Consider the following 24608-nt stretch of genomic DNA (forward strand, 5'->3'; position numbering starts at 1 on the left):
GCGTTACCGCGCCGGGTACCCGGAACTTCAGCGGAGGACCGGCCCGACACCGTCTGATTCATCTCGCTCAGCTCCGACTGATTCGTTTCGTTTCAGTCCGAGTCAGACTGATCCGGCCCGGCAGAAGGCGACAGCCCGGGAAGGGGACAGCAATGACGCAGCCCGCCGACGACCACGCTCTCGACCAGCGCGCCGGCGTTTCCGAGCTCCGTCTGGCAGCGGGGGACCCAGAACTCGTCCCGCAGAACGACGCACGCCACGAGGATCTCCCGCTCGACCGCAATCAGGCGATCCTTCAGGCGGCCAAGCAGGTGGGCTCGATCCTGAAGAAGAAGGAGCACCCGTTCGCGCTGGCCGGCAGCGTGGCCGTGTACGCGCACGGCGGTACCCAGAACCTCCAGCACGACGTCGACTTCTGCATCCGGCCCGACGACGCGGAGGCCGTCGCCGCGACGCTGCGGGAGGCGGGTCTGGCGGTGTACACACCTCCCGAGGACTGGCTGCTGAAGGCGAACTGCCTGGGACAGCACGTCGACCTCATCTTCGAGCTGGCGCACGAGCCCGTCACGACACAGTTGCTGGCGCGGGCCCAGGACCTCTCGGTCGACTCGGTGCTCATGCCGGTCCTGTCGCCGACCGATCTGCTGCGCGGTCTGCTGGCGGCCTTCTCGGAGCACCACTGCGACTTCGGGGCGGTACTGCCGATCGCCCGCACGCTGCGGGAGAAGATCGACTGGGAGGAACTGCGCCGCGACTGCGGGGACGCCCCGATGCCCGCCGCGTTCTTCTTCATCCTCGAACGGCTGGAGATCATCTCCCCGTCCCACTCCGCGAAGGAGGAGCAGCGATGAGCGATCCCGTCGCACACCGGGGACCCGCGGCGAGCGACACCTCTGCCGCGGCCGAGAACGTCGAGTACCGGGTGGCCCACCTGCACGACCGGCTCGCCGCGGAGGAACTCGGCGAGCTCGGTGTACGTGCCGAGATCCGGGCCGGCGCGATCGTGCTCACCGGCACGGTGCCCTCCGCGCAGTGCCGCGAGACGGTGCTGCGGGTCGCCCACGAGGAGCTGGCCGGGCTCACCGTGCACACCGACGTCGTGGTGGCGGAGACGGCCGGCCCCGACCATGCGGAGGAGCTGTGATGATCCGCGTCGCCGCCGTCGGAGACATCCACATGGGGCCGGACAGTCAGGGACTGCTGCGGCCGGCCTTCGAGACCCTGCCCGACTGTGCCGACCTGCTGCTGCTCGCCGGGGATCTCACCCGGCACGGCACGCCGGAGGAGGCGCGGGTGGTGGCCCAGGAGGTACGCGACCTGCCGGTGCCGGTGGTGGCCGTGCTCGGCAACCACGACCACCACGACGAACAGCCCGAGAAGGTCACCGCCCTCCTCCAGGACGCCGGCGTCAGAGTCCTGGAGGGTGAGGGGACTGTCCTGGAGTGCGCCGGGGCCCGGGTGGGGATCGCCGGGGCCAAGGGGTTCGGCGGCGGTTTCGTGGGGCGCAGCGCGGGAGAGTTCGGCGAGCCGATCATGAAGGAGTTCGTCCGCACCACACGCCGCTCGGCGGACAGCCTGCACGCCGCGCTGAAGGAGTTGGACGACGAGGGCTGCGCGGCCCGGGTGGCGCTGACCCACTTCTCCCCGGTCGCCGACACGCTCGCCGGGGAGCCGCCGGAGATCCACCCGTTCCTCGGCAGCTATCTCCTGGCCGAGGCGATCGACACGGCCGGTGCGGACCTCGCCGTCCACGGCCACGCCCACCTGGGCTCGGAGCACGGGATGACGGCGGGCGGCGTGCGGGTGCGCAACGTGGCCCAGCCCGTCATCCGCCGGGCCTTCAACGTCTACCGGCTGGGCACCGCCTGACCGCCGCCCCGCGCGTCAGGTCCGGCCGGTGTCCTCCGTCGTACGTCCGAGGCAGGTGACGTCCGCGGGGTCCATGCCCGCCGCCTCGATCACGTGGAAGCCCATCCGGTCGTAGAAGGCCCTGGCCGGCGTGTTGGCCGTCGCCATGACCAGGTGGACGGCCGGTACCCCGCGCTCCCGCAGTGCCCGCCAGAACGCGCGCATCAGTGCCCGGCCGTGTCCGCGGCCCTGCCAGTCGGGCAGCAGGTCGATGTGCAGATGGGCCGGGTACGCGGCAAGTTCGGGGACGATCATCCGCTCCGGGTCGTGCAGCAGTCCGGCCATGACCTCGTCCGGGGAGCCGGGCGGGCCGTCCGGTGCCGGATACCGGTCGGCGACCCGCGGCAGCCACTTGGCCCGGAACTCCTCCGCGAAGCGCGGGGTGTCCGCCGTGCCGAGGATGTAGCCGACCGCCCGGCCCTGTCCGTCGTCCAGCACGAAGGCCAGGTCGGGATCCAGGTGGACGTAGGGGGCGGCGAAGATGGCGGGCAGGACGGCGGGGCCGGCGTACACGGGCCGGCTGTCCCGGCCGTTGTGCGCGGTGCGGATGCAGATGTCGTCGAGGGCCGGGGCGTCGGCGGGGCGGTACGGGCGTACGGCGGCTGTCGGGGTCACCGCAGCATCCTGCCCGCCTGGGAGCGCTCCCACAAGTGGTCCGCTTCGATCGGTGGCGCCCGGGTACCCGGCGGCCCGCAGTGTGACGACGGTTGGCAGGAGGCCGGCAATGGAGGACAGCGCGGACCGGATCGCGCAGCCGTGGGGCGACAGAGTGCCCTACGGGCGGCACGAGACCTGGCCGGCCCGGGTGGACACGTTCCTCGCGGACGGGGTGGAGCCCGAGGCGGTGCAGCAGTGGGTGCAGTCGGCGTCGATCCTGCACTCCGACGGCGACGCCATGGACATCGCGGTGGCCGACGGCCGGATGGTGGGCGTACGGGGCCGGGACGTGGACCGGGTCAACCGCGGCCGGCTCGGTCCGAAGGACCTGTTCGGCTGGCAGGCGAACGCCTCCCGGGACCGGCTGACCCGGCCGCTGGTCCGGCGCGACGGGCGGCTGGAGGAGACGGACTGGGACACGGCGATGAACCTGGTCGCCGCCCGCTCCCGCGAACTGCTGGACGAGCGCGGACCGGGCTCGATCGGCTTCTACACCACCGGGCAGCTGTTCCTGGAGGAGTACTACACGCTCGCGGTCCTCGCCCGGGCCGGCATCGGCACCAACCACCTCGACGGCAACACCCGGATGTGCACGGCGACGGCCGCGGAGGCGCTCAAGGAGACCTTCGGCTGCGACGGACAGCCCGGCAGCTACGACGACTTCGACCACGCCGACGTGGTCGCGCTGTTCGGCCACAACATCGCCGAGACCCAGCCCGTGCAGTGGATGCGGCTGCTGGACCGGATGGAGGGGGCCGATCCACCGCGCCTGCTGTGCGTGGACCCCCGCCCCACGCGGGTCGCCCGGCACGCCGCCGTGCACCTCGCGCCGCGCGGCGGCACCAACGTCGCCCTGCTCAACGCGCTGCTGCACGAGACGATCCGGCACGACCGGATCGACCGCGGCTTCATCGCCGCGCACACCGTGGGATTCGAGGAGCTGGCCGAGCGCGTCGCCGACTGCACGCCCAGGTGGGCCGCGGACATCTGCGACGTCCCCGCCGCCCGGATCGAGGAGGCGGCCGAACTCGTCGGTACCACCGACGCGTTGGTCTCCACCGTCCTCCAGGGCGTCTACCAGTCCCACCAGGCCACCGCGGCAGCGGTCCAGATCAACAACCTGCACCTGATCCGCGGCATGCTGGGCCGCCCCGGCGCCGGCCTCCTGCAGATGAACGGCCAGCCCACCGCCCAGAACACCCGCGAGTGCGGCGCCAACGGCGACCTGCCGGGCTTCCGCAACTGGCAGAACGACTCCCACGTCGCCGACCTCGCGAAGGTGTGGAACGTCGAGCCGGAGACCATCCCGCACTACGCGCCGCCCACGCACGCGATGCAGATGTACCGGTACGCCGAGCAGGGCTCGATCCGGATGCTGTGGATCAGCGGCACCAACCCGGCCGTGTCACTGCCCGAACTGTCCCGCATCCGCTCGATCCTGACGCAGAAACGCCTGTTCACAGTCGTACAGGACCTGTTCCTGACGGAGACGGCGCAACTGGCCGACGTGGTGCTGCCCGCCGCCACCTGGGGCGAGAAGACCGGCGCCCTCACCAACGCCGACCGCACGGTGCACCTGTCGGAGAAGGCGGTCGAGCCGCCCGGCGAGGCCAAACCCGACCTGGACATCTTCCTGGACTACGCGCGGCGCATGGACTTCCGGGACAAGGACGGCGGCCCGCTGATCACCTGGGACGACCCCGAGTCGGCGTTCGAGGCGTGGAAGCGCTGCAGCGCGGGCCGCCCCTGCGACTACACCGGCCTGTCCTACGCCAAGCTGCGCGACACCAGCGGTATCCAGTGGCCCTGCGACGAGGAGTCACCCGAGGGCACCGCTCGCCTCTACACCGAGGGCATCAGCTGGGCCCACCCGGACCTGTGCGAGAGCTACGGCAAGGATCTGGAGACCGGGGCGTCGCAGGAGGTGGTCGAGTACCGCTCCCTCAACCCCGACGGCAAGGCGATGCTGAAGGCCGCCGCCTACCGGCCGCCGCACGAGGAGCCGGACGAGCAGTACCCGTTCCAGCTCACCACCGGCCGGACGATCTACCACTTCCACACCCGTACGAAGACCGGGCGGGCACCCCAGCTCCGCGACGCCGCCCCGGGCGTGTGGGTGGAGATCTCCACCTCGGACGCGGACCGGCTCGGCCTCGGCGAGGGCGACCTGGTCGACGTGACGAGCAGGCGCGGTTCGCTCCGGGGGCGGCTGCGGGTGACCGGCATCCGGCCGGGCCTGCTGTTCGTGCCGTTCCACTACGGCTACTGGGACACCGAGAACGGTTCGGGACCGGGCCCGGACACTCCCGGACGGGCGGCGAACGAGACGACCGTCACCGACTGGGACCCGGCCTCCAAGCAGCCGCTGTTCAAGACGGCCACCGCCGGCCTCACCCTCGTGGAACGCGGCGATGGCAGTGCGTCCCCGGCACCGACCACCGCCGCCTCGGCGCCCGCCACCCCCGGCGTCGCGACGCCCACCGCGGGCGGACCGGCGGCGCACACGACACAGACACCGACCGGGTTCCCGCACGGCCGTGAGGAAGGCGCCCAGTGAACGGCATCACCCTGACCCTGCGCGCCCTGCACCGCGGCGAACGGCACCTGGCACACGACCTGGTGAGCGTCGCCGAGCGGCACCGCACCGAGCACGAGGTCCAGCACGTCGCCACCGACCTCGCCGCCTGGTCGCGTGAACACGTCCGGCGGCTGGCCGAGGTCGCCGCGCATTACGACGTGAGGCTCGGCGAACCGCCGGACCACTCGTCGGACGGCGTCTTCGCGACGCTGCGGAAGAAGGCGTCGGAGGCGGTGGTGCACCGGCCCGAGCCCGGCCTGCTGCTCCTGCGCGACCTGCGGGAGCTGCACATCGCCGCCACGGAGAACTCGCTGCACTGGGAGATGCTCGCCCAGGCCGCCCAGGCGTCCAGGGACAGCGAACTGCTGGGGCTGGCCTCGGCCTGCCACCCGCGGACACTGCGCCAGATGCGCTGGACCAACACCATGATCAAGAACCTGTCGCCGCAGCTCCTCAACAGCCTGTGACCTGCGCGGCCCCGGCGCGGCGCGGTGCCGGGGAGCGCAGGTACCGCGCTGGACGCCGAATGGCGCCGCCGGGTCCGGGCACCTGATGATCCCAGTAGGCGTCACACCCTCGGCAACCTCCGACACCCATGGATTGAAGCGAGAGAGAGTGTCATGAGTCTTCTGCGTATGGTCGGCCGCCCGATGCTCGCCTCGATGTTCGTCGCGGGCGGTCTGCACGCCCTGCGCCGGCCCGCGGACGTGGCCCCGGCGGCGGAGCCGATCGTGCGGCCGGTCGCGGACCGCGTGGCGGCGCTGCCGGACGACACCGAACAACTCGTACGGCTCAACGGCGCCGTCCAGGTGGCGGGCGGGGTCCTGCTCGGGCTCGGCCGCTGCCCGCGACTGGCCGCGCTGGCCCTCGCGGCGACGCTGGTCCCCACCACGCTGGCGGCGCACCGCTACTGGGAGGCGGAGGACGCGTCCGACCGCGCCCAGCAGCGCATCCACTTCCTGAAGAACCTGTCCATGATGGGCGGGCTGCTGATCGCGGCCGACGACACCGGCAGCGCCCCCTCACTGCTGTGGCGCGGCCGACACGCGGCCCAAGACCTGCGGCACGACGCCCACTTGGTGCACCGGTCGGTCCGGGCCGCGGCACGTCCCGCGGCGGCCGCGGGTGGTATCCGGGCCAAGCTGGGCAGCTGAAGGGGGCGTTAGCCCACTGAGTGTGGGGGGACCCGACGTCCGTGGCGGGTCGGTCCCGTAACCGCCACGACCTGATGGAGGTGAAGCATGGGACACGGAGGAAACGTCATCGACGAGCTGACGACCGATCACCGTGAGGTCGAGGAGCTCTTCGGCAAGATCGAGGCCCTGCCGTCCGGTCACAAGGACCGCAAGCTGTACGCCGATCAGGCCACCATCGAGCTCATCCGGCATTCGGTGGCGGAGGAGGCGTATCTCTATCCGGCCGTCCGTGAGCACGTGGCGAACGGAGGTGCCCTCGCGGACAAGGAACTCGAGGACCACGCCGAGGCCGAGCAGATCATGAAGGACCTGGAGGGCTGCGCGGCGGACGACGCCGAGTTCGACCGGTTGATCGGCAAGCTGATGAGTGAGATCCGTGAGCACGTCGCCGACGAGGAGGGCAACCTCTTCCCGCGGCTCCGCGAGGCCTGCCCCGCGGACGCGCTGAACGAGTTGGGCGACAAGGTCCGACAGGCGAAGAAGACGGCGCCGACACGTCCGCACCCGTCCGCGCCGGACAAGCCCCCGATGAACAAGCTCCTGGCGCCCGGTGCGGGAATGGTCGACCGGGTGCGGGACGCGATGTCGGGGCGGGGCAAGTCCGGCTGAGCGCACCCGTCCGCGAACGCCGTGTGATGTGAGGGCCCGTCGCCAAGGCGACGGGCCCTCACACGGCGTTCAGGCCCACCACTCCCCCGCCCTCCCGGGCGCCGCCGTCGTCGGGATCGTCTCGGCCAGGCCGCGGAGCGAGGCGACCGTGCGCTCCAGTCCGTCCTGCCAGGTCACACTCGGCAGCCAGCCGAAGATCTCGCGGGCGAAGCCGGTGACCGGCCGGGGCTCGGCAGGCCGGGCCCCCGCCCCGTCGACGAACGTCAGCGGCGAGTCGGACCCGGTCAGGTCGATCACCAGGCGGGCGATCTCCGCGGCGGTGGGCTCCTCGTCGCCACCGATGTCCACGGGCCGCACCGAGCGGCCGGCCGCGACCAGCAGCACGCCGTCGACCATGTCGTCGACGTAGCACAGGGGGTGCCTCCGGCTGCCGTCCCCGGGGACGGTGACGGGCCGGCCGGCGAGGGCCTGCTCGATGAAGCCCGCCACGGTTCCACCGGCGTCCGTGCGCATACCGGGTCCGTAGCCGGTGAACAGCCGGACGATGCCGGCGTTCGAGCCGCGGGCGCCCGCGTGCGCTGCGACCAGAGCCTCCGAGAACCGGACGGCCTCGGCGCAGGCGCTGTGCGGACCGACCGGGTCGGCGGCGGGCGGCACCGGCGGCGAGGAGGCGAGCAGAAACCGGGCACCGTCCCGGTCGGCGACGGCCAGCGCGTTGCGGGTGCCGAGGCTGGCGGCGTCCAGGACCTCCACGGGCCGGTCCGGCCAGGCGGCCGGGGACGCGGGACCCGCCAGGTGCAGGACCAGGTCGTAGGAGCCGGCCGGAGTTTCCGAGCAGTCGGGGTCGGAGATGTCGCGTTCCAGGAAGCGGAAGCCGGGCCGGCCGGCGAGGTGGGCCACCTTCTCCGCCCGCCCCGTGGAGAGATCGTCCAGGCAGTCGACTTCGACACCCGAATCGAGCGGGTGGGTGCACAGATGTGAACCGAGGAACCCTGCGCCGCCGGTCACCAGGACATGGTTCCAGGGCGGGCTGGACGCCGCCATCGACATCATGAGGACGACCCTTCTTCCTCTGCGAAACGCTGACGGAGCGTGGCCCCGGGTGCCCCACCGAGTCGCTTTCATGCTCTGACGTCTACTGCGCCCCCTGCCGTCACTGTCCGTGAGGCTCCAGAGCCTGTGATCAAACCCACTCACCTCACCAAATCAGTTGACGGTGAAGGAGTTTGGCCCCTCCGGCCCCGGCCCGGGGATGGGGACCGGCAATGACTCGCCGTTCCCTTCTGCCACGATGGTCGGCGCCGTCTCCGGCTCAGTGGAGTGGCCGCGCAACGCAGCCGGCCTTCTCAGCTCCCGTCCCTTTCCCTTCCGGGTCTCACGACTCGTCTTCGAGTGGCGCACTGTGTCTTCTTCCCCTGCCCCTACCCACACCTCCGCCTCCGTCTCCGCACCGTCCCGTTCGCCGTGGCGGTCCCTGAGATACCGCAGCATGCGCTGGTGGTCGGTCGCGAACTTCGTGTCGAACGCCGGTACGTGGATGCAGCTCACGGTGCAGAACCTGCTGGTCCTGCAGATCACCGGGTCCGCCGCCGCGACGGGTCTGTCGATGTCCGTCCAGGCCGCGCCCGCGCTCCTGATCAGCGTCTTCGGCGGCGCGGCCGTCGACCGCTGGCCACGGAAGCTGACCGCCGCCGTCAGCCAGGCCCTGCTCGGCGCGGTCGCGTTCGTGACGGCGCTCATGGTGGCACTGGACCGGCTCGACGTGACCTCCCTGATGCTGCTGGCCGCCGTCACCGGAGTCATCGCCACCGTCGACGGCCCGGCGTGTTCGCTGCTGGGCAACGACCTCGTCCCGCCCCAGGACGTGCCCTCCGCGATCGGCGTGGGCGCGCTGGTCCACCAGGCCGGCCGCCTCACGGGGGCCGCGCTGGCCGGGGTGACGGTCGGTTTCCTCGGTACGGCCGCCGCCTACGCCGCCAACGGCTTGTCGTTCCTGTTCGTGGCCTCGGTCATCCCCTTCCTGCGTCCGGCGCGCGGGGCGGTCAGGCACACCGGGGCGGTGAAGCGCGGCGCCGACGCGGACACCATGACCGTTCGCGAGGGGCTGGCCTTCTTCGCACGCCGTCCCCGCCTGCTGGCGCTGGCCGGCGTCACCGGGGTCAGCGCGGTCTTCGGCCGAAACTACCAGCTCACCCTGGCCGTCCTGGTCACCGGGCCGCTCGCGGGCGGCGCCGGTTCGTTCGGCACGGTCTCCACGGTGCTGGCCGTCGGCGGCATCGTCGGCGCCGTCCTGGGCGCCCGGCTGCGCCGGCCCTCCGTGCGGATCGTGGGCGCGCTGGCGGCGCTGGGCGGGCTGCTCCAGGTGGTGGCCGGCCTGTCGCCGTCGCTGGCCGTCCTCCTGGTGATGGTGCTGCCGATGGCCGTGGTGGAGTCCGTCTCCGACACCGCGGGAACGGCGGTGCTCCAGACCGACCCGCCCGCGCACATGCGGGGCCGGGTGCTCGGGGTGTGGGGCAGCATCGGCACCGTGTGGAGCCTCGGCGGCCCACCTGCCCTGGGCCTGCTGATGGAGCTGGCCGGCGCACGCGGCGCCCTCATCGCGGGTGGACTGATCATCGCCGGCAGCATCGGTGCGGGGCACCTTCTGCGGGAACGCCGGTTCACGGCCCCGGTGGCGGTACGGGCCAAAGACGCGGATGTGCCCGAGCAGGCGGCGCTGGGGACGGCCGCCTGAGCGGGACGGAAGTGGGTGCCGCCGCCCGGCGCTACAGGGTGCCGCCGCGCCCACCCGTGCCGCCCCTGGGGGTACCTCCCAGGCCGTTCAGGCGCTGGGGGAGGCACGACTTGCCCGCAGCCACGGGGTACGACGGCACGACTGCCCGCAGCGGGACGGGGAATCCGGTAGCCGCGTACGGCGAGAAGGGGACGTGCCGGGGGGAGTCCGTCCTCGGAACGGCGCGCGGAACGGGTCGGCCGCAGAAGTGCCGGCGTTGACGCGCCAACCGCTGCGGGCGGACACCCCCGGCACGGCCCCGACCCGCAACGAACCGGCCCGCGCTACCCGCACCCCCACCAAACCCGCGCAGGCCACCGCAGGTACACGGATCAGGCGACGAGCGCCCGGCCGGGGTCCAGTCGGGCCACGAGCTGGGCGTGGTGCAGTTCGGCGACAGGCGCGGCGAGGTCGGGATGGCGCAGGAGCGTCGCCGCCCGCCGGTCCTGCTCGTCGGGCGCGAGCAGGCGGCGGAACTCCACCGGCGCACCGCACGGCCTGCCCGCCACCGGGCCGCCGTCACCGTCCGCCAGCGCCGCCACGGCCAGGGCGGCCAGTTCCGGGTCGGTCAGCAGGCAGGCCGCCCAGCTCGCGACGACCTCGTCCACCCAGGTCCGCCAGGCATCCCCGTCCGGGTCGGCAGCAGCGGTACCGTCCGCGCCGGTGATCCAGTCGAGCCGGGCGGAGCCTCCGGGGCCCGCCACGCCCAGCAGCGCGACGTCCATCGGGGTCGGATAGCGCAGCCGGGCCGCGACCGTCACCGCCTGCCGCGCCTGCACCTCACCCAGGGCGCAGGCCAGCGCGCCGCCGGACGCCGGGTAGGCGCAGGTGAGCCACTGGGCGGTCGCCGCGATGACGGGGGAGAGATCTGCGTGCACTGCCGGGCCGTCCGAACTGCTCGTCGTGGGACAGGGAGTCTGGTCGTCGTGGAGGACACGAAAACCGTAGCCCGGGGCCCCGGCGTGGAACATGGCCCGGCTCTCCTCGGCGGCGTGGCCTCGGACACATCACACGGCGTGAGAGCCGCCCGGCCGCAGGCGGGGGGAGGCACACGGCATAAGGACCGCCCAGCCGCAGACAACGCCACACGTCATGAGAGCCGCCCAGCCGCAGGCGGGGGAGGCACACGGCGTGCACACGGCGTGACCCCCACGCCGGCGCCTCATAGGCGCGCGGCCCCGGCGGCGCCGGCCCATGCCGGGCGTCCGGTCACTCGGTCGCCACGACGATGCAGCGCCGCAGCTCCTCGATCGCCTCGGGGTCGCCCTCGATCGTCACCCCGGGGTCCCCGGAACCCCCGGAGCCCCCGGAGCCCCCGTCGGCGCTCTCCCGATTCCACAGCCGGCGCAGCACGGCCTCCGGGCTGCCGCCGAACGTCACGTCGGCCGTGCCGTCGCCGGCGCCGTCCGTCACGGCGAACTCCCCGGGGCCGGTCCGCACCCGCCACGCCGCGTCACCGGCCCGTACCAGGAACGTGTGCCCCGGCGAATCGGCCAGGATGCCGGTGAAGTACTCGCCCCACTCGGCGACGGAGTACGCGGCGAAGACCTTGAGCAGTTCGTCGATCCCGTCCACGGCGAGATCGGCCGGGACCGGCGCGACAGCCCGCCCGGTGCCCAGTTCGGCGTCGATGCGATGGATGACGGTCTCCTGGGCCATCCGCCGGATCCAGAAACCGACGCTCTGGTCGGGGCCGTACCAGGCGGCGGCCGGGTCCTCGGGAGCGCGGGTGGCGAACTCGGCGCGCAGCGCGGTGTACCCACGGTCGAGCAGCGCCGTCGGCTCCTCCTTGGCGAACTCCTCCGGCGGCCACGGCTCGGGCTCGACGCCCTCCCGCATGGCGACGGTCTTGTGCAGGTAGACCTCGCCGACGTGGCGGGTCAGATCGGCGACGGTCCAACCGGGGCAGGTGGGTACCGGGGCATCGGCGGCGGTGTCGACGACGGCCCGCAGCCGGTCGTAGTCGGCCGCGAGGCAGTCGAGGAAACGGGAGTACTCCATGCCGCAGAGACAAGCACACGCTCAGGACAGGAGCACGGGGTTCAACCGGCTTGGCGGGATCGGGCCCGTGCTCACCAGGCCCCGCTGGTGAGCACCGGGCGGCGGACCGCCTCGGCGGCGTCCCGCAGATGGAGGGCGACGGTGATCAGGGCGCGCAGGGCGGAGGGACGCAGGCTCTGGGCGCTCTCGGCGGCCAGCACCAGGAGGCAGCCCGCGGCCTGCTCGACGACCGGGACGGAGAACGCGAAGGCGTCGCCGTCGGCCCCGCGGAACGCGCGCCAGGGGGTCGCCGCACCGTCGATGGCCTTCTGGACCGCGTGCTCGAGATGCTGTGCGGCCTGCTCGCACACGGGGGCGGGCAAGGTGATGGTGCGATGGAACGCTGAACTGGTCATAGTCCCACTGCTCCCCCGCGCCCGGGGTGTTCGATCGGCATACCAGGCGTTTTTCACCAGTCCGGCCGCAACCCGGTCCTGGGCTCCTAGGTCCTGTCGTCAGACTCCCGTCCGCCTCCGGGCGGACGGGAGTCTGACGACAGGACCTAGGCTGGTCGCCGTGTGTCCCACCACCTCGCCCTCGGTCGCCGCGGCCCGGTTCACCGGCCGGTCGGTGGCCGGTGAGCGCCCGCTGTCCGGTTCGCTCACCGAAGTCACCCTCGACGACGGGGACACGGTGATGGTCAAACGCGGTGACGGGGCGGGAGCGGCGCGGGCCGAGGCCGCCGGGCTGCGCTGGCTGGCCGACGCCCGCACGGTGCGGGTCCCTGCGGTGCGCGGCGGCGACGAGCGCTGGCTGGTCACCGCCCGCGTCGCAGAGGGCCGGGCCAGTGCCGGGGCGGCGGTCCGGTTCGGCCGGGACCTGGCCGCGCTGCACGCCGCCGGAGCGCCGGCCTTCGGTGCCGCGCCACCCGGTGGGCCGAAGGACGCGTACATCGGGCTCGCCCCGATGCAGAACGTCACCGGAGGCGACTGGCCGAGCTGGTACGCGGAGCACCGGGTGCTTCCGTACCTGCGCCGCGCGGTCGATGCCCGCACCCTCCGGCAGGCCGAGGCGGCCGATGTCGAGCGGGTCTGCGAGCGGCTGCCCGAGCTGGCGGGGCCCGCCGAGCCGCCCGCCCGGCTGCACGGCGACCTGTGGAACGGCAACGTGCTGTGGGGAGCCGACGGGTGGGTCCACCTGATCGACCCGGCCGCGCACGGCGGGCACCGGGAGACCGACCTGGCGATGCTGAGCCTCTTCGGCTGCCCGCACCTGGACCGGATCATGGACGGCTACCAGGAGGCCGCGCCGCTCGCCGACGGCTGGGCCGACCGCGTCGTCGTGCACCAGCTCTTCCCGCTGCTGGTGCACGCCGTACTCTTCGGGCGCGGCTACGCCGAGCAGGCCCTCACGGCGGCCCGGACGGCACTACGGCGCCCCGGCTGAGCGTCAGCGCGTCACCACGTGCCGCTCGTTGGGGACGCAGTGGGTCATCGTCAGGCCCGCGACGTCACGCGGCGGGTTCTTGCCGAGGTTGGCCAGCCGCTCGCGGTCCTCGTCGGTGAGGTCCTGACTGGCCAGCGGCTCAAGATCCGACACGTCCTGCGGGCTGATGCCGATCCCCTCGCCGACCCGCAGGCCGAGGTCGTTCTCGACCAGCAGGAAGTGCCACACCATGCGCTCCTGCACCGGCCGGTCGCACTGGGAGAGCAGGTCGACGAAGTTCGCCACGAGGTCGTCGCGCTCCCACGGCTCCAGCAGCAGATAGCGCTGCCCGGCCTGCATGTAGTCGTTGGCGCGCGGGATGCGCTTGCGGGTGAGCCGCCCCTGGATCTCCGGGCCCTGTTCGTCGTGCGTGGGGTACTCGCCCTCGCGCAGGCCGCCGGTGATCGACGGCTCGTAGTTGACGATCGGGTTCTCGCCGCCGCCGTCCTGGTGGTAGGCCATCTGGCCGTCGCGCTGGTTGGTGCGCACGTCCGCGTTCTTGGCCTGGTTGACGGGCAGCTGGAGGTAGTTCGGGCCGACCCGGTAGCGCTGGGTGTCGCTGTAGGAGAAGGTGCGGCCGACCAGCATCTTGTCGTCGGAGAAGTCCAGTCCGTCGACGAGGACGCCGGTACCGAAGGAGATCTGCTCGTTCTCGGCGAAGTAGTTCTCCGGCATCCGGTCGAGCACCATCCGGCCGACCGGCTTCGCCGGGAACTCCTGCTCGGGCCAGGTCTTGGTGTCGTCGAGCGGGTCGAAGTCGAGCTCCGGGTGGTCGTGGTCGTCCATCATCTGGACGAGCAGTTCCCACTCGGGGTGGTCGCCGCGCGTGACCGCGTCGTAGAGGTCCTTGGTGGCGTGGCCGAGGCTCTGCGCCTGGACGTTGGCGGCGTCCTCCTCGGTCATGCTGCGGACGCCCTGCTTGGGCATCCAGTGGTACTTGACGAGCTTGGTCTCACCGGCGGCGTTGACCCACTTGTAGGTGTTGACACCGAAGCCCTGCATGTGGCGGTAGTCCGCCGGGATGCCGCGCGGGCTGAACAGGTTGACCAGCATGTGCATGCATTCGGGTGTCTGCGACATGAAGTCGAAGATGCGCCGCGGCTGCTGCTCGAAGGTCACCGGGTCCGGCTTGAGGGCGTGGATGACGTCCGGGAACTTGATCGCGTCGCGGATGAAGAAGACGGCCAGGTTGTTGCCGACGAGGTCCCAGTTGCCGTCCTCGGTGTAGAACTTCACCGCGAAGCCGCGGGGGTCGCGGGCCGTCTCGGCGGAGTCGCGTCCGCCGATGACGGTGGAGAACCGGACGGCCAGGTCGGTGCGCTTGCCCCGCTCCTGGAACAGCTTGGCCCGGGTGTAGCGGTCGATCGGCTCGTCGCCCCAGGTGCCGTACGCCTCGAAGTAGCCGTACGCGGTCACTCCGCGGGCGTGTACGACGCGCTCGGGGATGCGCTCGCGGTCGAAGTGGCTGATCTTCTCCAGGAACTGGTAGTTCTCCAGCGTGGCGGGACCGCGGGCGCCGACGGTGCGCTGGTTCTGGTTGTCGTAGACGGGGTGCCCCTGCCGGTTGGTGAGCACCTTGCGGTCGTCGCCCGGGGCGGGCCCCTGGCTCGATACGTCCGTCATGTTCGTGGGCTCCTTCGACTCGTGGCCGGCCTCGGACGCGGCCCTGAGCTGCGAGGCGGCCGTCGGCCGCGCAGATGGGCGGGCCGGGTACCCCTCGACGCATCATCCGACACATACCGATTTGCGGTTTTTTCCCGTATCGCACGCCGAGGACCCGGAAGCCCGTGCCGCCGGGCGTCCGGGTCCTCGCGGGCGGACCGCGCTCAGCCGCCGTTCAGCCGTGCGCGCAACAGCCCCTTGCCCAGTTCGGCGCCCTTGCGGCTGTCCGACTGCGCCTTGCGGAACAGCTCCGCGACCTCGGTGTCCTTGTTGCGCTCCGCGTCCTGGATGTACGTCTCCAGGCGCAGCACGTTGTTCAGGCACGACTCGACGTACCAGATCAGGTTGTAGTCCTTGTCCTGCGTGCCGGTCACACCGCCGGTCTCCGTGCCGCTGGTCATGCGGGCCTCCTCCTTCAAGGTGTTCGATCCGAAGTGCCGGCCGGGTACCCGGGGTGCCATGGGGCACACGGCGTTCGCGGGCACGGACCCGGCCACCCGGACTCGGGCCCCCAGTCGGTCGTGTCCCATGATCCCGGTTCGGCTGCGCGGCTGTGCCGGCCCCTTCGGGTGGGGAGAAGGCGGAGGAGGCGCGACCGGTCCCCCGTTCCGGTCGTGCCCCCTCGGTCCGTCGAACCCAGGGTCAGGACGAGGGCGAGGAGAAGGCCGACGTGGCGGGCCGAGAGGACGGGGCACGGCAGTGGAGAGCCGGGGCCGGTGAACACGCGGTGCGCGCTCAGCCATGCGGTAACGTCCCCGGCCTGGGCCGAGTGCTTCCGGCGGACGCGACGATCCGGGAACGGGCGGCGGCCGAGCCGCCGACCGGGCCTGTCGGCGCGGCGCCCGCCGGCGGGCATAAGCTCGGTGAATGGCGAAGTACTTCGACGTGCACCCCGACAACCCCCAGCCGCGCAGCATCACCCAGGTCGCCGACAGCGTCCGCTCAGGGGCGCTGATCGCGTATCCGACGGACTCCTGCTACGCGCTGGGCTGCCGGCTGGGCAGCCGCGACGGCATCGACCGCATCCGGTCGATCCGGCAACTGGACAGCCGGCACCACTTCACCCTGGTGTGCCAGGACTTCGCGCAGCTCGGTCAGTTCGTACAGATCGACAACGACGTGTTCCGGGCGATCAAGGCGTCGACACCGGGAAGTTACACCTTCATCCTGCCGGCGACGAGGGAGGTGCCGCGCATGCTCCAGCATCCGAAGAAGAAGACCGTGGGCGTACGCATCCCGGACCACGTCGTCACCCAGTCCCTGCTCACCGAACTCGGTGAACCGCTGCTGTCCAGCACCCTGCTGCTGCCCGGCGAGGAGGAGCCGATGACCCAGGGCTGGGAGATCAAGGACCGGCTCGACCATGTGCTCGACGCGGTGATCGACTCCGGGGACTGCGGCACCGAGCCGACCACGGTCGTCGACTTCTCCGGCGGTGCGGCGGAGATCGTGCGGCGGGGCGCGGGCGACACGGCCAGGTTCGAGTAGCCGGCCGCCCACCGCCGGGGGTCCGCCGCACTCCCCCGGAGCGGCGTGCCAGGATGGCCATGATCCGCCGGTGACGCCGGCGGATCGGGCACCGAGGCACGACAGAAAGGCAGTCCCCCATGGCCGCCGTACAGGGAACAGCCGTCGACGTCGCCACCGGCGAGGGCACCGCCGACGCCTACCTCACGCATCCCGCCGACGGGAGCCCGCATCCCGCGGTCCTGCTCTACATGGACGTCTTCGGACTGCGCCCGCAGTTGCGGAACATGGCCGACCGGCTGGCCGGTGCCGGGTACACGGTCCTGGTCCCCAACGTCTTCCACCGGCACGGGCGGGCGCCGGTGGTGGAACTGCCCGAGTTCATCGACCCGGGGGCCCGGCCGGACATCTTCCAGCGCCTCGGCCCGAGCATGCGGTCGCTGACGCCCGACCGGGCGATGCGGGACGCCGGGGCCTACCTGCGGTGGCTCGCGGACTGCCCGGCGGCGGCCGACGGCCCGGTCGCGCTGACCGGCTACTGCATGGGCGCCGGGCTCGCCCTGCGCACGGCCGGCACGTATCCGGACCGGGTCGCGGCGGCGGCCGGCTTCCACGGCGGGAACCTGGCGACCGAGGGACCGCAGAGCCCGCACCTGGTGGCCAGAAACATCACCGCCGAGCTGTACTTCGGCCACGCGGACCACGACGGGTCCATGCCGCCCCAGCAGCAGGAGCGCCTGGCGGCGGCGCTGACCGCGGCCGGCGTCCGGCACCGCTGTGAGGTGTACGGCGACGCCCCCCACGGCTACACGCAGGCCGATACCGCGGCGTACGACCCGGAGGCGACCGAGCGGCACTGGGCGGCGCTGCTGGACCTCCTGAAGCGCACGTTCTGATCCGGACGGTTGCGAAACAGCGGTGCCGGGGCGGGAGTTGACGGGGCTCCCCGCGACGGGCCCGCCCCCGCCCGCCCCGGGCCTTGTTACCGTGCCCGGGTGTCTGACTCCTCACGTGATACCGCCGAAGGCGCCGGCTGGGGCTCCGCCGGGCGCGGCGCCTACCGAGCACTCATGCCGCAGCGCACCGAGAAGCTGTCCTGGCTGAGTCCGAGAACGCTGTGGGCCGCCCGCAACGGCGTGCTCGCCTCCTGGTTCGGGGACCCCACGGGCCGGACCCGGGGCCGCTGGGTGGCGCGGCGGACGGCGGACGGGGCGCCGGCCGACAAGGTGATCCGGCGCGACGACCCGGACCGGTTCTCCTTCCTTGTGATCGGCGACACCGGGGAGGGCGACGACCCGCAGTACGCCGTCGTCCCCGGCCTGCTGAAGGCTGGTCAGGACACGCGCTTCGCCGTCCTCGCCAGCGACGTGATCTACCCGGTGGGCAGTGCCGACGACTACGGCACGAAGTTCTTCCGCCCGTACCGCGACTATCCGGCACCCATATACGCGATACCGGGCAACCACGACTGGTACGAGGACCTGGGCGGCTTCATGCGCGTCTTCTGCGACGACGCCCCGCCGCTGCCGCCGGAGCCCGTGCCGCGCCCCCTCACTCCCGCCTGGCTGCGGTCCCTGCTGTGGCACCGGCCGCGCCCGGACGACGGCCGGCACCTGGACGAGGCGCGCGAGCTGCGGTCCGCGCCCGCGCAGCAGGCCGCCCAGCCCGGACCGTACTGGGCGATCGACGCCGGACCGGTGCGGATCATCGGCATCGACACGGGGCTGCTGGGCACGGTCGACGCCGAACAGGGCGCGTGGCTGCGGGAGGTGTCCCGAGGCCCGCGGCCGAAGATCCTCGTCACCGGCTCGCCCCTGTACGTGGACGGCGAGCACCACCCGTGCCCCATGGAGGGCGGCGGCACGGTCGACGACCTCGTGCGCGACCCCGACCACCACTACGTCGCGGCGATAGGCGGCGACATCCACAACTACCAGCGCTATCCGGTCGACGTGGACGGCCGCACCGTCCAGTACGTCGTCGCGGGCGGCGGCGGGGCGTTCATGCACGCCACCCACACCATCCCCCGCGTTTCGGTGGCCGGCGTCGACGAGCGGGACTTCCGCTGCTACCCGCTGCGCGGCGACTCCCTCGCCTTCTACAGCCGGCTGTACGGCCGCCGGCTGCGACTGCGCCGCTTCTTCACCCTCACGGAGGCCGAGGCGACGGCCGTGATCACCGAACGCCTCGGCATCCGCCCGGCCCGCGCCCCGGGTACGGCCGCGCGGGTCACCCGGCGCACCAGGCTGGTCGCCGGGCTGCTGGGCACCGGACGGCGGCCCGATCGCGGAAAGCGGTTCCGGCTGCCCGTGCGCAAGATCTACACGCAGCTGTTCTCGCCGAGTTCGGCGACGTACGACCCGCCCTTCTTCAAGTGCTTCCTGCGTCTGGACGTCGCCCCGGACGCCGTCCGGCTGCGCTGCTACGCCGCCACCGGCAACCGGGCCCAGGAGCTGGATCCGCCGGTCGAGGACGAGGTGACGATCCCGCTCGTCTGACGGCTCACCAGCGTCCCGGTCCGCTGCCGGCGATCGCCTCCGAGGGGGTGCCGTCGACTCCGGCCGGTACGTCGCCGGCGAGCATCACGCGGTGCATGGTCCGGGGGTGGTCGAGGTGGGCGTTGTCGCTCGGGGCGAGGTGGATGGTGGCCCGGTTGTCCCAGAAGGCGACGCTGCCCGGCTCCCAGCGGAAGCGGACGGTGTACTCGGGCCGGGTCGCCTGCTCCACCAGCAACTGGAGGACCGCCGCGCTCTCGGGGCGGGAGAGCCCGGCGATCTGCTCGACGTAGTAGCCGTTGACGAACAGCACCCGCTCCCCCGTCTCGGGGTGGACGCGGACCAGCGGGTGCACGGTCGCGGTCTGGTGGTCGAGCAGGTGGCGGACGTAGGCGTCGTCGCCCGGCCGGGGCTGGTAGCCGACGCCGAGGCGGTGTTCGGCGCGCAGTGTGCCGACGAAGGCGCGCATCGGGGCGGACAGACCGGCGTAGGCGGCGGCGAGGTTCGACCAGGTGGTGTCGCCGCCGTACGGCGGGACCGTCTCGGCGCGCAGGATCGTGGCGGCCGGCGGGTCGACGCGGGCGCCGTGGTCGCAGTGCCAGCCGCGCAGCAGCGTGTGGCGCCGGCGCCGCAGCCACTCGTCGTGCTCCATCCCGAACCGCCCGCCCAGCTCCAGCCGGTCGGCAGTCGTCTCGACCTCCGGGAAGTCGGCCGGCGACGCCTTGCCGCGCCGGGGCAGGACGACCGGTTCGCCGAAGAGGCGTGCGAACGCGACGTGTCCGGCGTGGTCGAGGCGCTGGTCGCGGAAGAACACCACCTTCCAGCGCAGCACCGCCGCCCGGACCGCCGCTACCTGTGCCGCGCCGAGGCCGCCGGCCAGGTCGACGCCGTGGATCTCGGCGCCGATGTGCCCGGCGACCGGTTTCACCTCGATCCCGGCCGCTTCGGCCGCCGTACGTTCCGCCGTTGCCCTGTCCGTCGTCATGCGCGCTCCGTTGGTCGGTCGGTCGGCCGTCGGCCGTCGGCCGTTTCGTGCGTGTCGGCTCCAACGGAAATCGTGGCAGACCCCCTCCCGCGCCGTCCGGTTGATCACCACCCGCCCCGTGGGCGACGCTGGACGGGCGGCACACCCGCCGTACACGGTCTAGGGAAGGTCCCACGGTGATCAGCATCCCGACGCACACGCTCAACGACGGCACCCCGCTCCCGGCCCTGGGGCTGGGTACCTGGCCGATGACGGACGACGAGGCGGAGCGGGCGGTCCGCGAGGCCCTGGAGACCGGCTACCGCCTGATCGACACGGCGACGAACTACCGCAACGAGACCGGCGTCGGCCGCGGCCTGGCCGGCAGCGGGGTTCCCCGCGAGGAGATCGTGGTGACGACCAAGCTGCCCGGCCGGCACCACGGCTACGAGGAGACCCTCGCCTCGTTCGAGGAGTCCCGCGCCAGGCTCGGGCTCGAGTACGTCGACCTGTACCTGATCCACTGGCCGCTGCCCCGCGTGGACAAGTACGTCGACTCCTGGAAGGCCATGGTCAAGCTGCGCGAGGACGGCCTCGTACGGTCGGTGGGCGTCTCCAACTTCACTGAAGGGCACATCGAACGGCTGGAGAAGGAGACCGGCGTCCTGCCGTCCGTCAACCAGATCGAGCTGCACCCGCTCTTCCCGCAGGACGAGCTGCGCGCCTTCCACGAGCGCAAGGGCATCCGCACCGAGAGCTGGAGCCCGCTGGGACGCGGCAGCGACCTGCTGGACGATCCGGCCCTGGTCGAGGTCGCCGACGCGCACGGCGTGACGCCCGCCCAGGCAGTGCTGCGCTGGCACACCCAGCTCGGCGCGGTGCCCATCCCGAAGTCCTCCGACCCCGCGCGGCAGCGGGCGAACCTCGACGTCTTCGGCTTCGGACTGGACGCCGGCCAGATGCGCACGGTCGCGGACCGCGCGCACCGGCGGATCGGCGGCGACCCGGAGGTGCACGAGGAGTTCTGACCGGGGTACCCGGCCCCCGTCGGCACACATCTCCCGGGAAGGAGCCGCAGGTGGTGGGCGAGGGGAACGGGCTGCGGGACTACCGCGGCAGGCGTGACTTCGGCCGGACCGGTGAGCCGGCGGGGCGTGCGGTGTCCTCGGAGGGACCCGGGGAGGCGGGACGTGCCGCGTCCTCGGAGGGACCCGGGGAGGCGGCGCCCCGCTTCGTCGTGCAGATCCACGACGCGAGCACCCTGCACTTCGACTTCCGGCTCCAGGTGGCCGACGTGCTGAAGTCCTGGTCGGTGCCGAAGGGGCCGTCGGCGGACCCGAGCGACAAGCGGCTCGCCGTGCCGACGGAGGACCATCCGCTGGAGTACGAGGAGTTCGAGGGCGTGATCCCCGCGGGCGAGTACGGAGGCGGCACGGTCATCGTCTGGGACCACGGCACCTACGAGCCGCTGAGCCATGACCGCCGGGGACGGCCGGTGGACTTCGGGGAGTCGCTCGCGCGCGGCCACGCCAGGTTCCGGCTGCACGGTGCGAAACTGCGCGGCGAGTACGCGCTGACCCGGTTCCGCGGTGGTAATGCGGACGACAGCGAGGAGGCGTGGCTCCTCGTGAGGACGGCCGGCGGCGGGCCCCGGGCGCACGGTACACCCGACCCTCGGCGCGCCCGGTCCGCACGGACCGGCCGCACGCTCGCGCGGGTCGCCGCACAGGACCGCGAGGGATAGCACGGGACGGCGCCGCGCGGGGGTGCCGCTCCGGCGAGTCCCGTTCAGTCCGCGGGCAGGGGCTGCTCGGCCCAGATAATCTTGCCGGTGCCTGTCTGCCGGCTGCCCCAGCGCCGGGTGAGCTGGGCGACCAGCAGCAGGCCCCGCCCGCCCTCGTCGTAGGCGTGGGCCCGGCGCAGGTGCGGTGAGGTGGAGCTGCCGTCACAGACCTCGCAGATGAGGGCGCTGTCGCGGATGAGGCGCAGCTGGATGGGCGGCTCGCCGTACCGGATCGCGTTGGTGACGAGTTCGCTGACGACCAGTTCGGTGACGAAGGCGGCTTCGTCCAGTCCCCACTCCGTCAACTGCTCGGTGACGGACCGCCGGGTGGCGGCCACGTGCGAGGGGTCCGGTTGGACGTCCCAGGTGCGGATCTGGTCCGTGCCCAGCGCACGCGTACGGGCCGGCAGCAGCGCCACGTCGTCACCGGGTTGCTCCGGCATGACCGCCTTGAGCACGGTGTCGCACAGGGCGTCGAGCGAGTTGGCGGGGGCGGTCAGCGCCCGGCACAGTTCCGCGGTGGCGTGGTCGACGTCGCGGTCGCGGTCCTCGACGAGGCCGTCGGTGTACAGGGCGACGACGGAGCCCTCGGGCAGTTCCAGCTCGGCCGCCTCGAACGGCAGCCCGCCGACACCGAGCGGCGGCCCGGCGGTCATGCGGACGAGCCGCGCGGTGCCGTCGGGCAGGACGACGGCCGGCGCGGGGTGGCCGGCCGCGGCCAGGGACAGGCAGCGGGAGACGGGGTCGTAGACGGCGTACAGGCAGGTGGCGCCCAGTTCCGCGACGTCGTCGCCCGAGTCGTCGGCCACGACGTGGGTGATGAGGTCGTCGAGGTGGGTGAGGAGTTCGTCGGGGGGCAGGTCGACCCCAGCAGCTCGCCGGAGGCGTCCCGCACGGGCCACATCTCGGTGGTCCAGGCGTGGTCGCGGTTGAGGGCCGGCGCGCCCGTGAAGCTCTCGTAGCGCGCGGGCCGGCCCGTCTCGGCGACCTGGCGCAGGTGGTGCAGGAAGCCCCGGCTGTGCTCGGCGTCCTCGACGGAGTCCGAGAAGTAACGGCCGGTCAACTCCTCCTCCGACACGCCCAGCACCTGGCACGCCACCTCGTTGAGCCGCAGGTAGTGCTGGCGGGTGTCGAAGACGGACATCGACATGGCCGCCTGCTCGAAGGCCAGCTCCGCCGGCGAGGCCCGCCCGCCGCCGGACGGTTCGACGGTGACGGCGTATCCCGCGGGCCTGCCGTCGGCGCCCGTCAGGGCGCGGGCCCGCAGGCCGAGCGCGACGAGAGTGCCGTCCCGGTGTCGCGTCCGAACGGTGCCGGACAGGGCGGCCAGGACGTCCGCCGGCACATCCTCGGCCAGCAGCTCCCGGGCGGCCCGGCCCACGGCCTCCTCGGCCGGGTAACCGGTCAGCCGCCGGGCGCCCTCGCTCCACCCCGTCACCGTGCCGTGGGTGTCCAGGGTCGCCACAGCGGAGGGATGCTCCATAACCTCCAGGATTGCCCCTATGCGGCACGGTTTCAACCGCGACGGAGCGGGAGCGGGCCGCTACCCCTGGTGTGCGCGCAGTGCGGCCAGGGCGCGGTCGGCGTGCGTGTTCATCCTCAGCTCGCTGCGGACGACCTCGAGCAGGGTGCGGTCCTTCCCGATGACGAAGGTGACCCGCTTGGTGGGGGCCAGGCTGAACCCGCGTTTCACTCCGAACAGCGCGCGGACCGCGCCGTCGGCGTCGGACAGCAGCGGCATGCCGAGGGTGTGACGCCCGGTGAACTCCTGCTGCCGTTCGACGGAGTCCCCGCTGACCCCGACGGGGCGGGCTCCGACCGCGGCGAACTCGGCGGCGAGGTCGCGGAAGTGGCAGGCCTCCGCCGTGCAGCCGGGGGTCAGGGCGGCCGGGTAGAAGAACAGCACGACCGGGCCGTCGGCGAGCAGCTCGGACAGGCGGCGCGGGGTGCCGGTCTCGTCCGGGAGCGTGAAGTCGTCGACCGTGTCACCCACGGCCGGGGCCGCGCTCACGACCGGCCCTCGCTGCCCTTGGCGACGCTGCGGGCCCACAGCACGAGCGGCACCTGCACGGGGAGCCGGCCGTAGGCGGCGGCCTTCTGCGGTGCGGGGCGGTGCCGCCAGTCCACGGCCATCTTGACGTTGGCCGGGAAGACTCCGACGAAGAAGGCGGCCGTGGTCAGCGCGGCGGCCCTGCGGGTGCGCGGCAGTGCGATGCCCGCGGCGAGCGCCAGTTCGGCGACGCCACTGGCGTACGTCCATGCCCGGGGCGCGCCGGGCAGGCCGCGCGGCACGATCGAGTCGAACGTGCCAGGGCGGGCGAAGTGGGCGACGCCCGCGGTGGCCAGCAGGCCGGCGAGCAGCAGGGGTGAGCGTTCGGACCGGGACACGGTTCCTCCTCTGGGGGCCTGCCGCGCGATATTACTCGACGGTAAGGGCGGGGAGGCGACGCGAGTACCGGGTTCGCGCACGGCGGCACGGCCGCACGACGGGGCGTCCGCACGGTGGGCGCATCCGTCAGGCGGTCCCCGCCGGTGCCGTGGGCCGAACCTCGGGCTCCTCGTCCGCCGCGTAGCCGAGGAAGTCGTCGACCATGCGGTGGAAGAGGGTGGCGAGCTGCCGCAGCTCCTCGGGGGACCAGTCGGCCAGGGCCAGTTGCATGCCGCGGGCTCCGGCCTCGCGCAGGCGCGCGACGGCCTGACGGCCCGTCTCGGTCAGCTCGATGCGCTGGGCGCGGCGGTCGTCGGGGTCGGGGACGCGGCTGGCGTACCCGGTCCGCTGCAACTGCTGCACCGTGCGCGTGACGTGCGAGGCCTCCACGCCCAGCCGGGCCGCCAGCTCACCCGGGCGCAGCGGCTCGGAGTCGGCCACCTGCCGCAGCAGTGCCACGGCGGCCCGGTCGAGCGGCACGTCCGCGAGGGCCATCAGCCGGTCGTGCTGCCGCTGCCGCGTGCTCAGATAGGTGACCCGGGTGAGCGCTCGCTCGATCTCGGTCACCTCGGGGGACGCGGGACCGCCGGGGAGCGGGGATGTGGGCATACGACCACTTTAGC

At 72.8% G+C, this 24608-nt stretch carries 25 protein-coding genes and 1 pseudogene; 14 read left to right on the forward strand and 12 right to left on the reverse strand.

Annotated features, from left to right (window positions below):
* The first annotated feature begins 152 nt into the window (after positions 1-152).
* Genes ACIQ1J_RS23490 through ACIQ1J_RS23500 form a run of 3 tightly spaced genes read left to right on the forward strand, consistent with a single transcriptional unit; the run spans position 153 to position 1869 of the window.
* Positions 153-851: a nucleotidyltransferase family protein gene (locus ACIQ1J_RS23490; protein WP_210961199.1), complete on the forward strand. Its 699-nt coding sequence runs from the start codon at positions 153-155 to the stop codon at positions 849-851.
* The gene (locus ACIQ1J_RS23495; protein ID WP_210961198.1) at positions 848-1144 is read left to right on the forward strand and encodes a BON domain-containing protein; all 297 of its coding nucleotides are present in this window, start codon (positions 848-850) and stop codon (positions 1142-1144) included. The genes ACIQ1J_RS23490 and ACIQ1J_RS23495 overlap by 4 nt, the downstream gene beginning before the upstream one ends.
* Complete coding sequence (locus ACIQ1J_RS23500) at positions 1144-1869, forward strand: metallophosphoesterase (protein WP_403559608.1); 726 nt, start codon at positions 1144-1146, stop codon at positions 1867-1869. Before ACIQ1J_RS23495 ends, ACIQ1J_RS23500 begins: the two co-directional genes overlap by 1 nt.
* Positions 1870-1884: 15 nt before the next feature.
* Here the strand turns inward: ACIQ1J_RS23500 and ACIQ1J_RS23505 are convergent, their stop codons facing one another.
* Positions 1885-2523, reverse strand: a complete 639-nt coding sequence (locus tag ACIQ1J_RS23505) for an N-acetyltransferase (RefSeq protein WP_210961196.1) — start codon at positions 2521-2523, stop codon at positions 1885-1887.
* A gap of 109 nt (positions 2524-2632) precedes the next feature.
* Between ACIQ1J_RS23505 and ACIQ1J_RS23510 the strand changes: the two genes are divergently transcribed.
* From ACIQ1J_RS23510 to ACIQ1J_RS23525, 4 genes are all read left to right on the forward strand, one after another.
* Positions 2633-5122, forward strand: coding sequence for a molybdopterin-dependent oxidoreductase (locus tag ACIQ1J_RS23510; protein WP_403559611.1), 2490 nt, complete (start codon positions 2633-2635; stop codon positions 5120-5122).
* Positions 5119-5610, forward strand: coding sequence for a hypothetical protein (locus ACIQ1J_RS23515; protein ID WP_403559614.1), 492 nt, complete (start codon positions 5119-5121; stop codon positions 5608-5610). The genes ACIQ1J_RS23510 and ACIQ1J_RS23515 overlap by 4 nt, the downstream gene beginning before the upstream one ends.
* Before the next feature lie 153 nt (positions 5611-5763).
* Positions 5764-6297, forward strand: a complete 534-nt coding sequence (locus tag ACIQ1J_RS23520) for a DoxX family protein (protein WP_403559617.1) — start codon at positions 5764-5766, stop codon at positions 6295-6297.
* Between the two features lie 87 nt (positions 6298-6384).
* Complete coding sequence (locus ACIQ1J_RS23525; protein WP_403559619.1) at positions 6385-6948, forward strand: hemerythrin domain-containing protein; 564 nt, start codon at positions 6385-6387, stop codon at positions 6946-6948.
* Positions 6949-7017: 69 nt separating this feature from the next.
* On the opposite strand, the gene ACIQ1J_RS23530 is transcribed toward ACIQ1J_RS23525, so the two are convergent.
* On the reverse strand, positions 7018-8001 hold the full coding sequence (locus ACIQ1J_RS23530) for an NAD-dependent epimerase/dehydratase family protein (protein WP_403559621.1): 984 nt from the start codon (positions 7999-8001) through the stop codon (positions 7018-7020).
* Positions 8002-8437: 436 nt separating this feature from the next.
* Here ACIQ1J_RS23530 and ACIQ1J_RS23535 point away from each other — a divergent pair, with 436 nt between their 5' ends.
* Positions 8438-9682 carry an MFS transporter gene (locus ACIQ1J_RS23535; RefSeq protein WP_403559623.1) on the forward strand — a complete coding sequence of 415 codons (1245 nt, stop codon included), beginning with the start codon at positions 8438-8440 and terminating at the stop codon, positions 9680-9682.
* A gap of 371 nt (positions 9683-10053) precedes the next feature.
* Here the strand turns inward: ACIQ1J_RS23535 and ACIQ1J_RS23540 are convergent, their stop codons facing one another.
* The 3 genes from ACIQ1J_RS23540 to ACIQ1J_RS23550 all read right to left on the reverse strand — a co-directional run bounded on the left by ACIQ1J_RS23540 (position 10054) and on the right by ACIQ1J_RS23550 (position 12117).
* The gene (locus ACIQ1J_RS23540; protein ID WP_210961189.1) at positions 10054-10599 is read right to left on the reverse strand and encodes a hypothetical protein; all 546 of its coding nucleotides are present in this window, start codon (positions 10597-10599) and stop codon (positions 10054-10056) included.
* 331 nt (positions 10600-10930) lie between these two features.
* Entirely contained in the window at positions 10931-11722 is a 792-nt protein-coding gene (locus tag ACIQ1J_RS23545; protein ID WP_403559625.1) for a maleylpyruvate isomerase family mycothiol-dependent enzyme, read from the reverse strand.
* Between the two features lie 71 nt (positions 11723-11793).
* Positions 11794-12117 (reverse strand): hypothetical protein, encoded by a 324-nt coding sequence (locus ACIQ1J_RS23550; RefSeq protein ID WP_403559627.1) that lies wholly within the window; start codon positions 12115-12117, stop codon positions 11794-11796.
* A gap of 160 nt (positions 12118-12277) precedes the next feature.
* Here ACIQ1J_RS23550 and ACIQ1J_RS23555 point away from each other — a divergent pair, with 160 nt between their 5' ends.
* The gene (locus ACIQ1J_RS23555) at positions 12278-13147 is read left to right on the forward strand and encodes a fructosamine kinase family protein (protein ID WP_403559629.1); all 870 of its coding nucleotides are present in this window, start codon (positions 12278-12280) and stop codon (positions 13145-13147) included.
* A 3-nt stretch (positions 13148-13150) separates the two neighbouring features.
* On the opposite strand, the gene ACIQ1J_RS23560 is transcribed toward ACIQ1J_RS23555, so the two are convergent.
* Positions 13151-14809: a catalase gene (locus ACIQ1J_RS23560; protein ID WP_403559631.1), complete on the reverse strand. Its 1659-nt coding sequence runs from the start codon at positions 14807-14809 to the stop codon at positions 13151-13153.
* A 203-nt stretch (positions 14810-15012) separates the two neighbouring features.
* Positions 15013-15249 (reverse strand): hypothetical protein, encoded by a 237-nt coding sequence (locus ACIQ1J_RS23565; RefSeq protein WP_403559633.1) that lies wholly within the window; start codon positions 15247-15249, stop codon positions 15013-15015.
* A gap of 466 nt (positions 15250-15715) precedes the next feature.
* On the opposite strand from ACIQ1J_RS23565, the gene ACIQ1J_RS23570 reads away from it, so the two are divergent.
* From ACIQ1J_RS23570 to ACIQ1J_RS23580, 3 genes are all read left to right on the forward strand, one after another.
* A complete protein-coding gene (locus tag ACIQ1J_RS23570) occupies positions 15716-16336 on the forward strand; it encodes an L-threonylcarbamoyladenylate synthase (RefSeq protein WP_210961184.1) in 621 nt (206 codons plus the stop codon).
* A gap of 119 nt (positions 16337-16455) precedes the next feature.
* Positions 16456-17211, forward strand: coding sequence for a dienelactone hydrolase family protein (locus tag ACIQ1J_RS23575; RefSeq protein WP_403559635.1), 756 nt, complete (start codon positions 16456-16458; stop codon positions 17209-17211).
* Positions 17212-17310: 99 nt separating this feature from the next.
* Positions 17311-18813, forward strand: coding sequence for a metallophosphoesterase family protein (locus tag ACIQ1J_RS23580; protein WP_403559637.1), 1503 nt, complete (start codon positions 17311-17313; stop codon positions 18811-18813).
* Between the two features lie 4 nt (positions 18814-18817).
* On the opposite strand, the gene ACIQ1J_RS23585 is transcribed toward ACIQ1J_RS23580, so the two are convergent.
* The gene (locus ACIQ1J_RS23585) at positions 18818-19795 is read right to left on the reverse strand and encodes a TauD/TfdA family dioxygenase (protein WP_210961181.1); all 978 of its coding nucleotides are present in this window, start codon (positions 19793-19795) and stop codon (positions 18818-18820) included.
* Between the two features lie 176 nt (positions 19796-19971).
* On the opposite strand from ACIQ1J_RS23585, the gene ACIQ1J_RS23590 reads away from it, so the two are divergent.
* Both ACIQ1J_RS23590 and ACIQ1J_RS23595 read left to right on the forward strand, forming a co-directional pair.
* Positions 19972-20802, forward strand: a complete 831-nt coding sequence (locus tag ACIQ1J_RS23590; protein ID WP_403559639.1) for an aldo/keto reductase — start codon at positions 19972-19974, stop codon at positions 20800-20802.
* Positions 20803-20855: 53 nt separating this feature from the next.
* Positions 20856-21518, forward strand: a complete 663-nt coding sequence (locus ACIQ1J_RS23595; RefSeq protein WP_403559717.1) for a DNA polymerase ligase N-terminal domain-containing protein — start codon at positions 20856-20858, stop codon at positions 21516-21518.
* A gap of 44 nt (positions 21519-21562) precedes the next feature.
* Here the strand turns inward: ACIQ1J_RS23595 and ACIQ1J_RS23600 are convergent.
* From ACIQ1J_RS23600 to ACIQ1J_RS23615, 4 genes and pseudogenes are all read right to left on the reverse strand, one after another.
* Positions 21563-23040, reverse strand: a pseudogene (locus ACIQ1J_RS23600) (SpoIIE family protein phosphatase).
* Between the two features lie 60 nt (positions 23041-23100).
* The gene (locus tag ACIQ1J_RS23605; RefSeq protein WP_210961177.1) at positions 23101-23568 is read right to left on the reverse strand and encodes a peroxiredoxin; all 468 of its coding nucleotides are present in this window, start codon (positions 23566-23568) and stop codon (positions 23101-23103) included.
* Entirely contained in the window at positions 23565-23945 is a 381-nt protein-coding gene (locus ACIQ1J_RS23610; RefSeq protein ID WP_403559642.1) for a hypothetical protein, read from the reverse strand. The genes ACIQ1J_RS23605 and ACIQ1J_RS23610 overlap by 4 nt, the downstream gene beginning before the upstream one ends.
* 127 nt (positions 23946-24072) lie before the next feature.
* Complete coding sequence (locus tag ACIQ1J_RS23615; protein ID WP_210961175.1) at positions 24073-24594, reverse strand: MarR family winged helix-turn-helix transcriptional regulator; 522 nt, start codon at positions 24592-24594, stop codon at positions 24073-24075.
* Positions 24595-24608: the final 14 nt, after the last annotated feature.

It is taken from the genome of Streptomyces sp. NPDC097107, from assembly GCF_044762405.1.
Lineage (GTDB): Bacteria > Actinomycetota > Actinomycetes > Streptomycetales > Streptomycetaceae > Streptomyces > Streptomyces thinghirensis.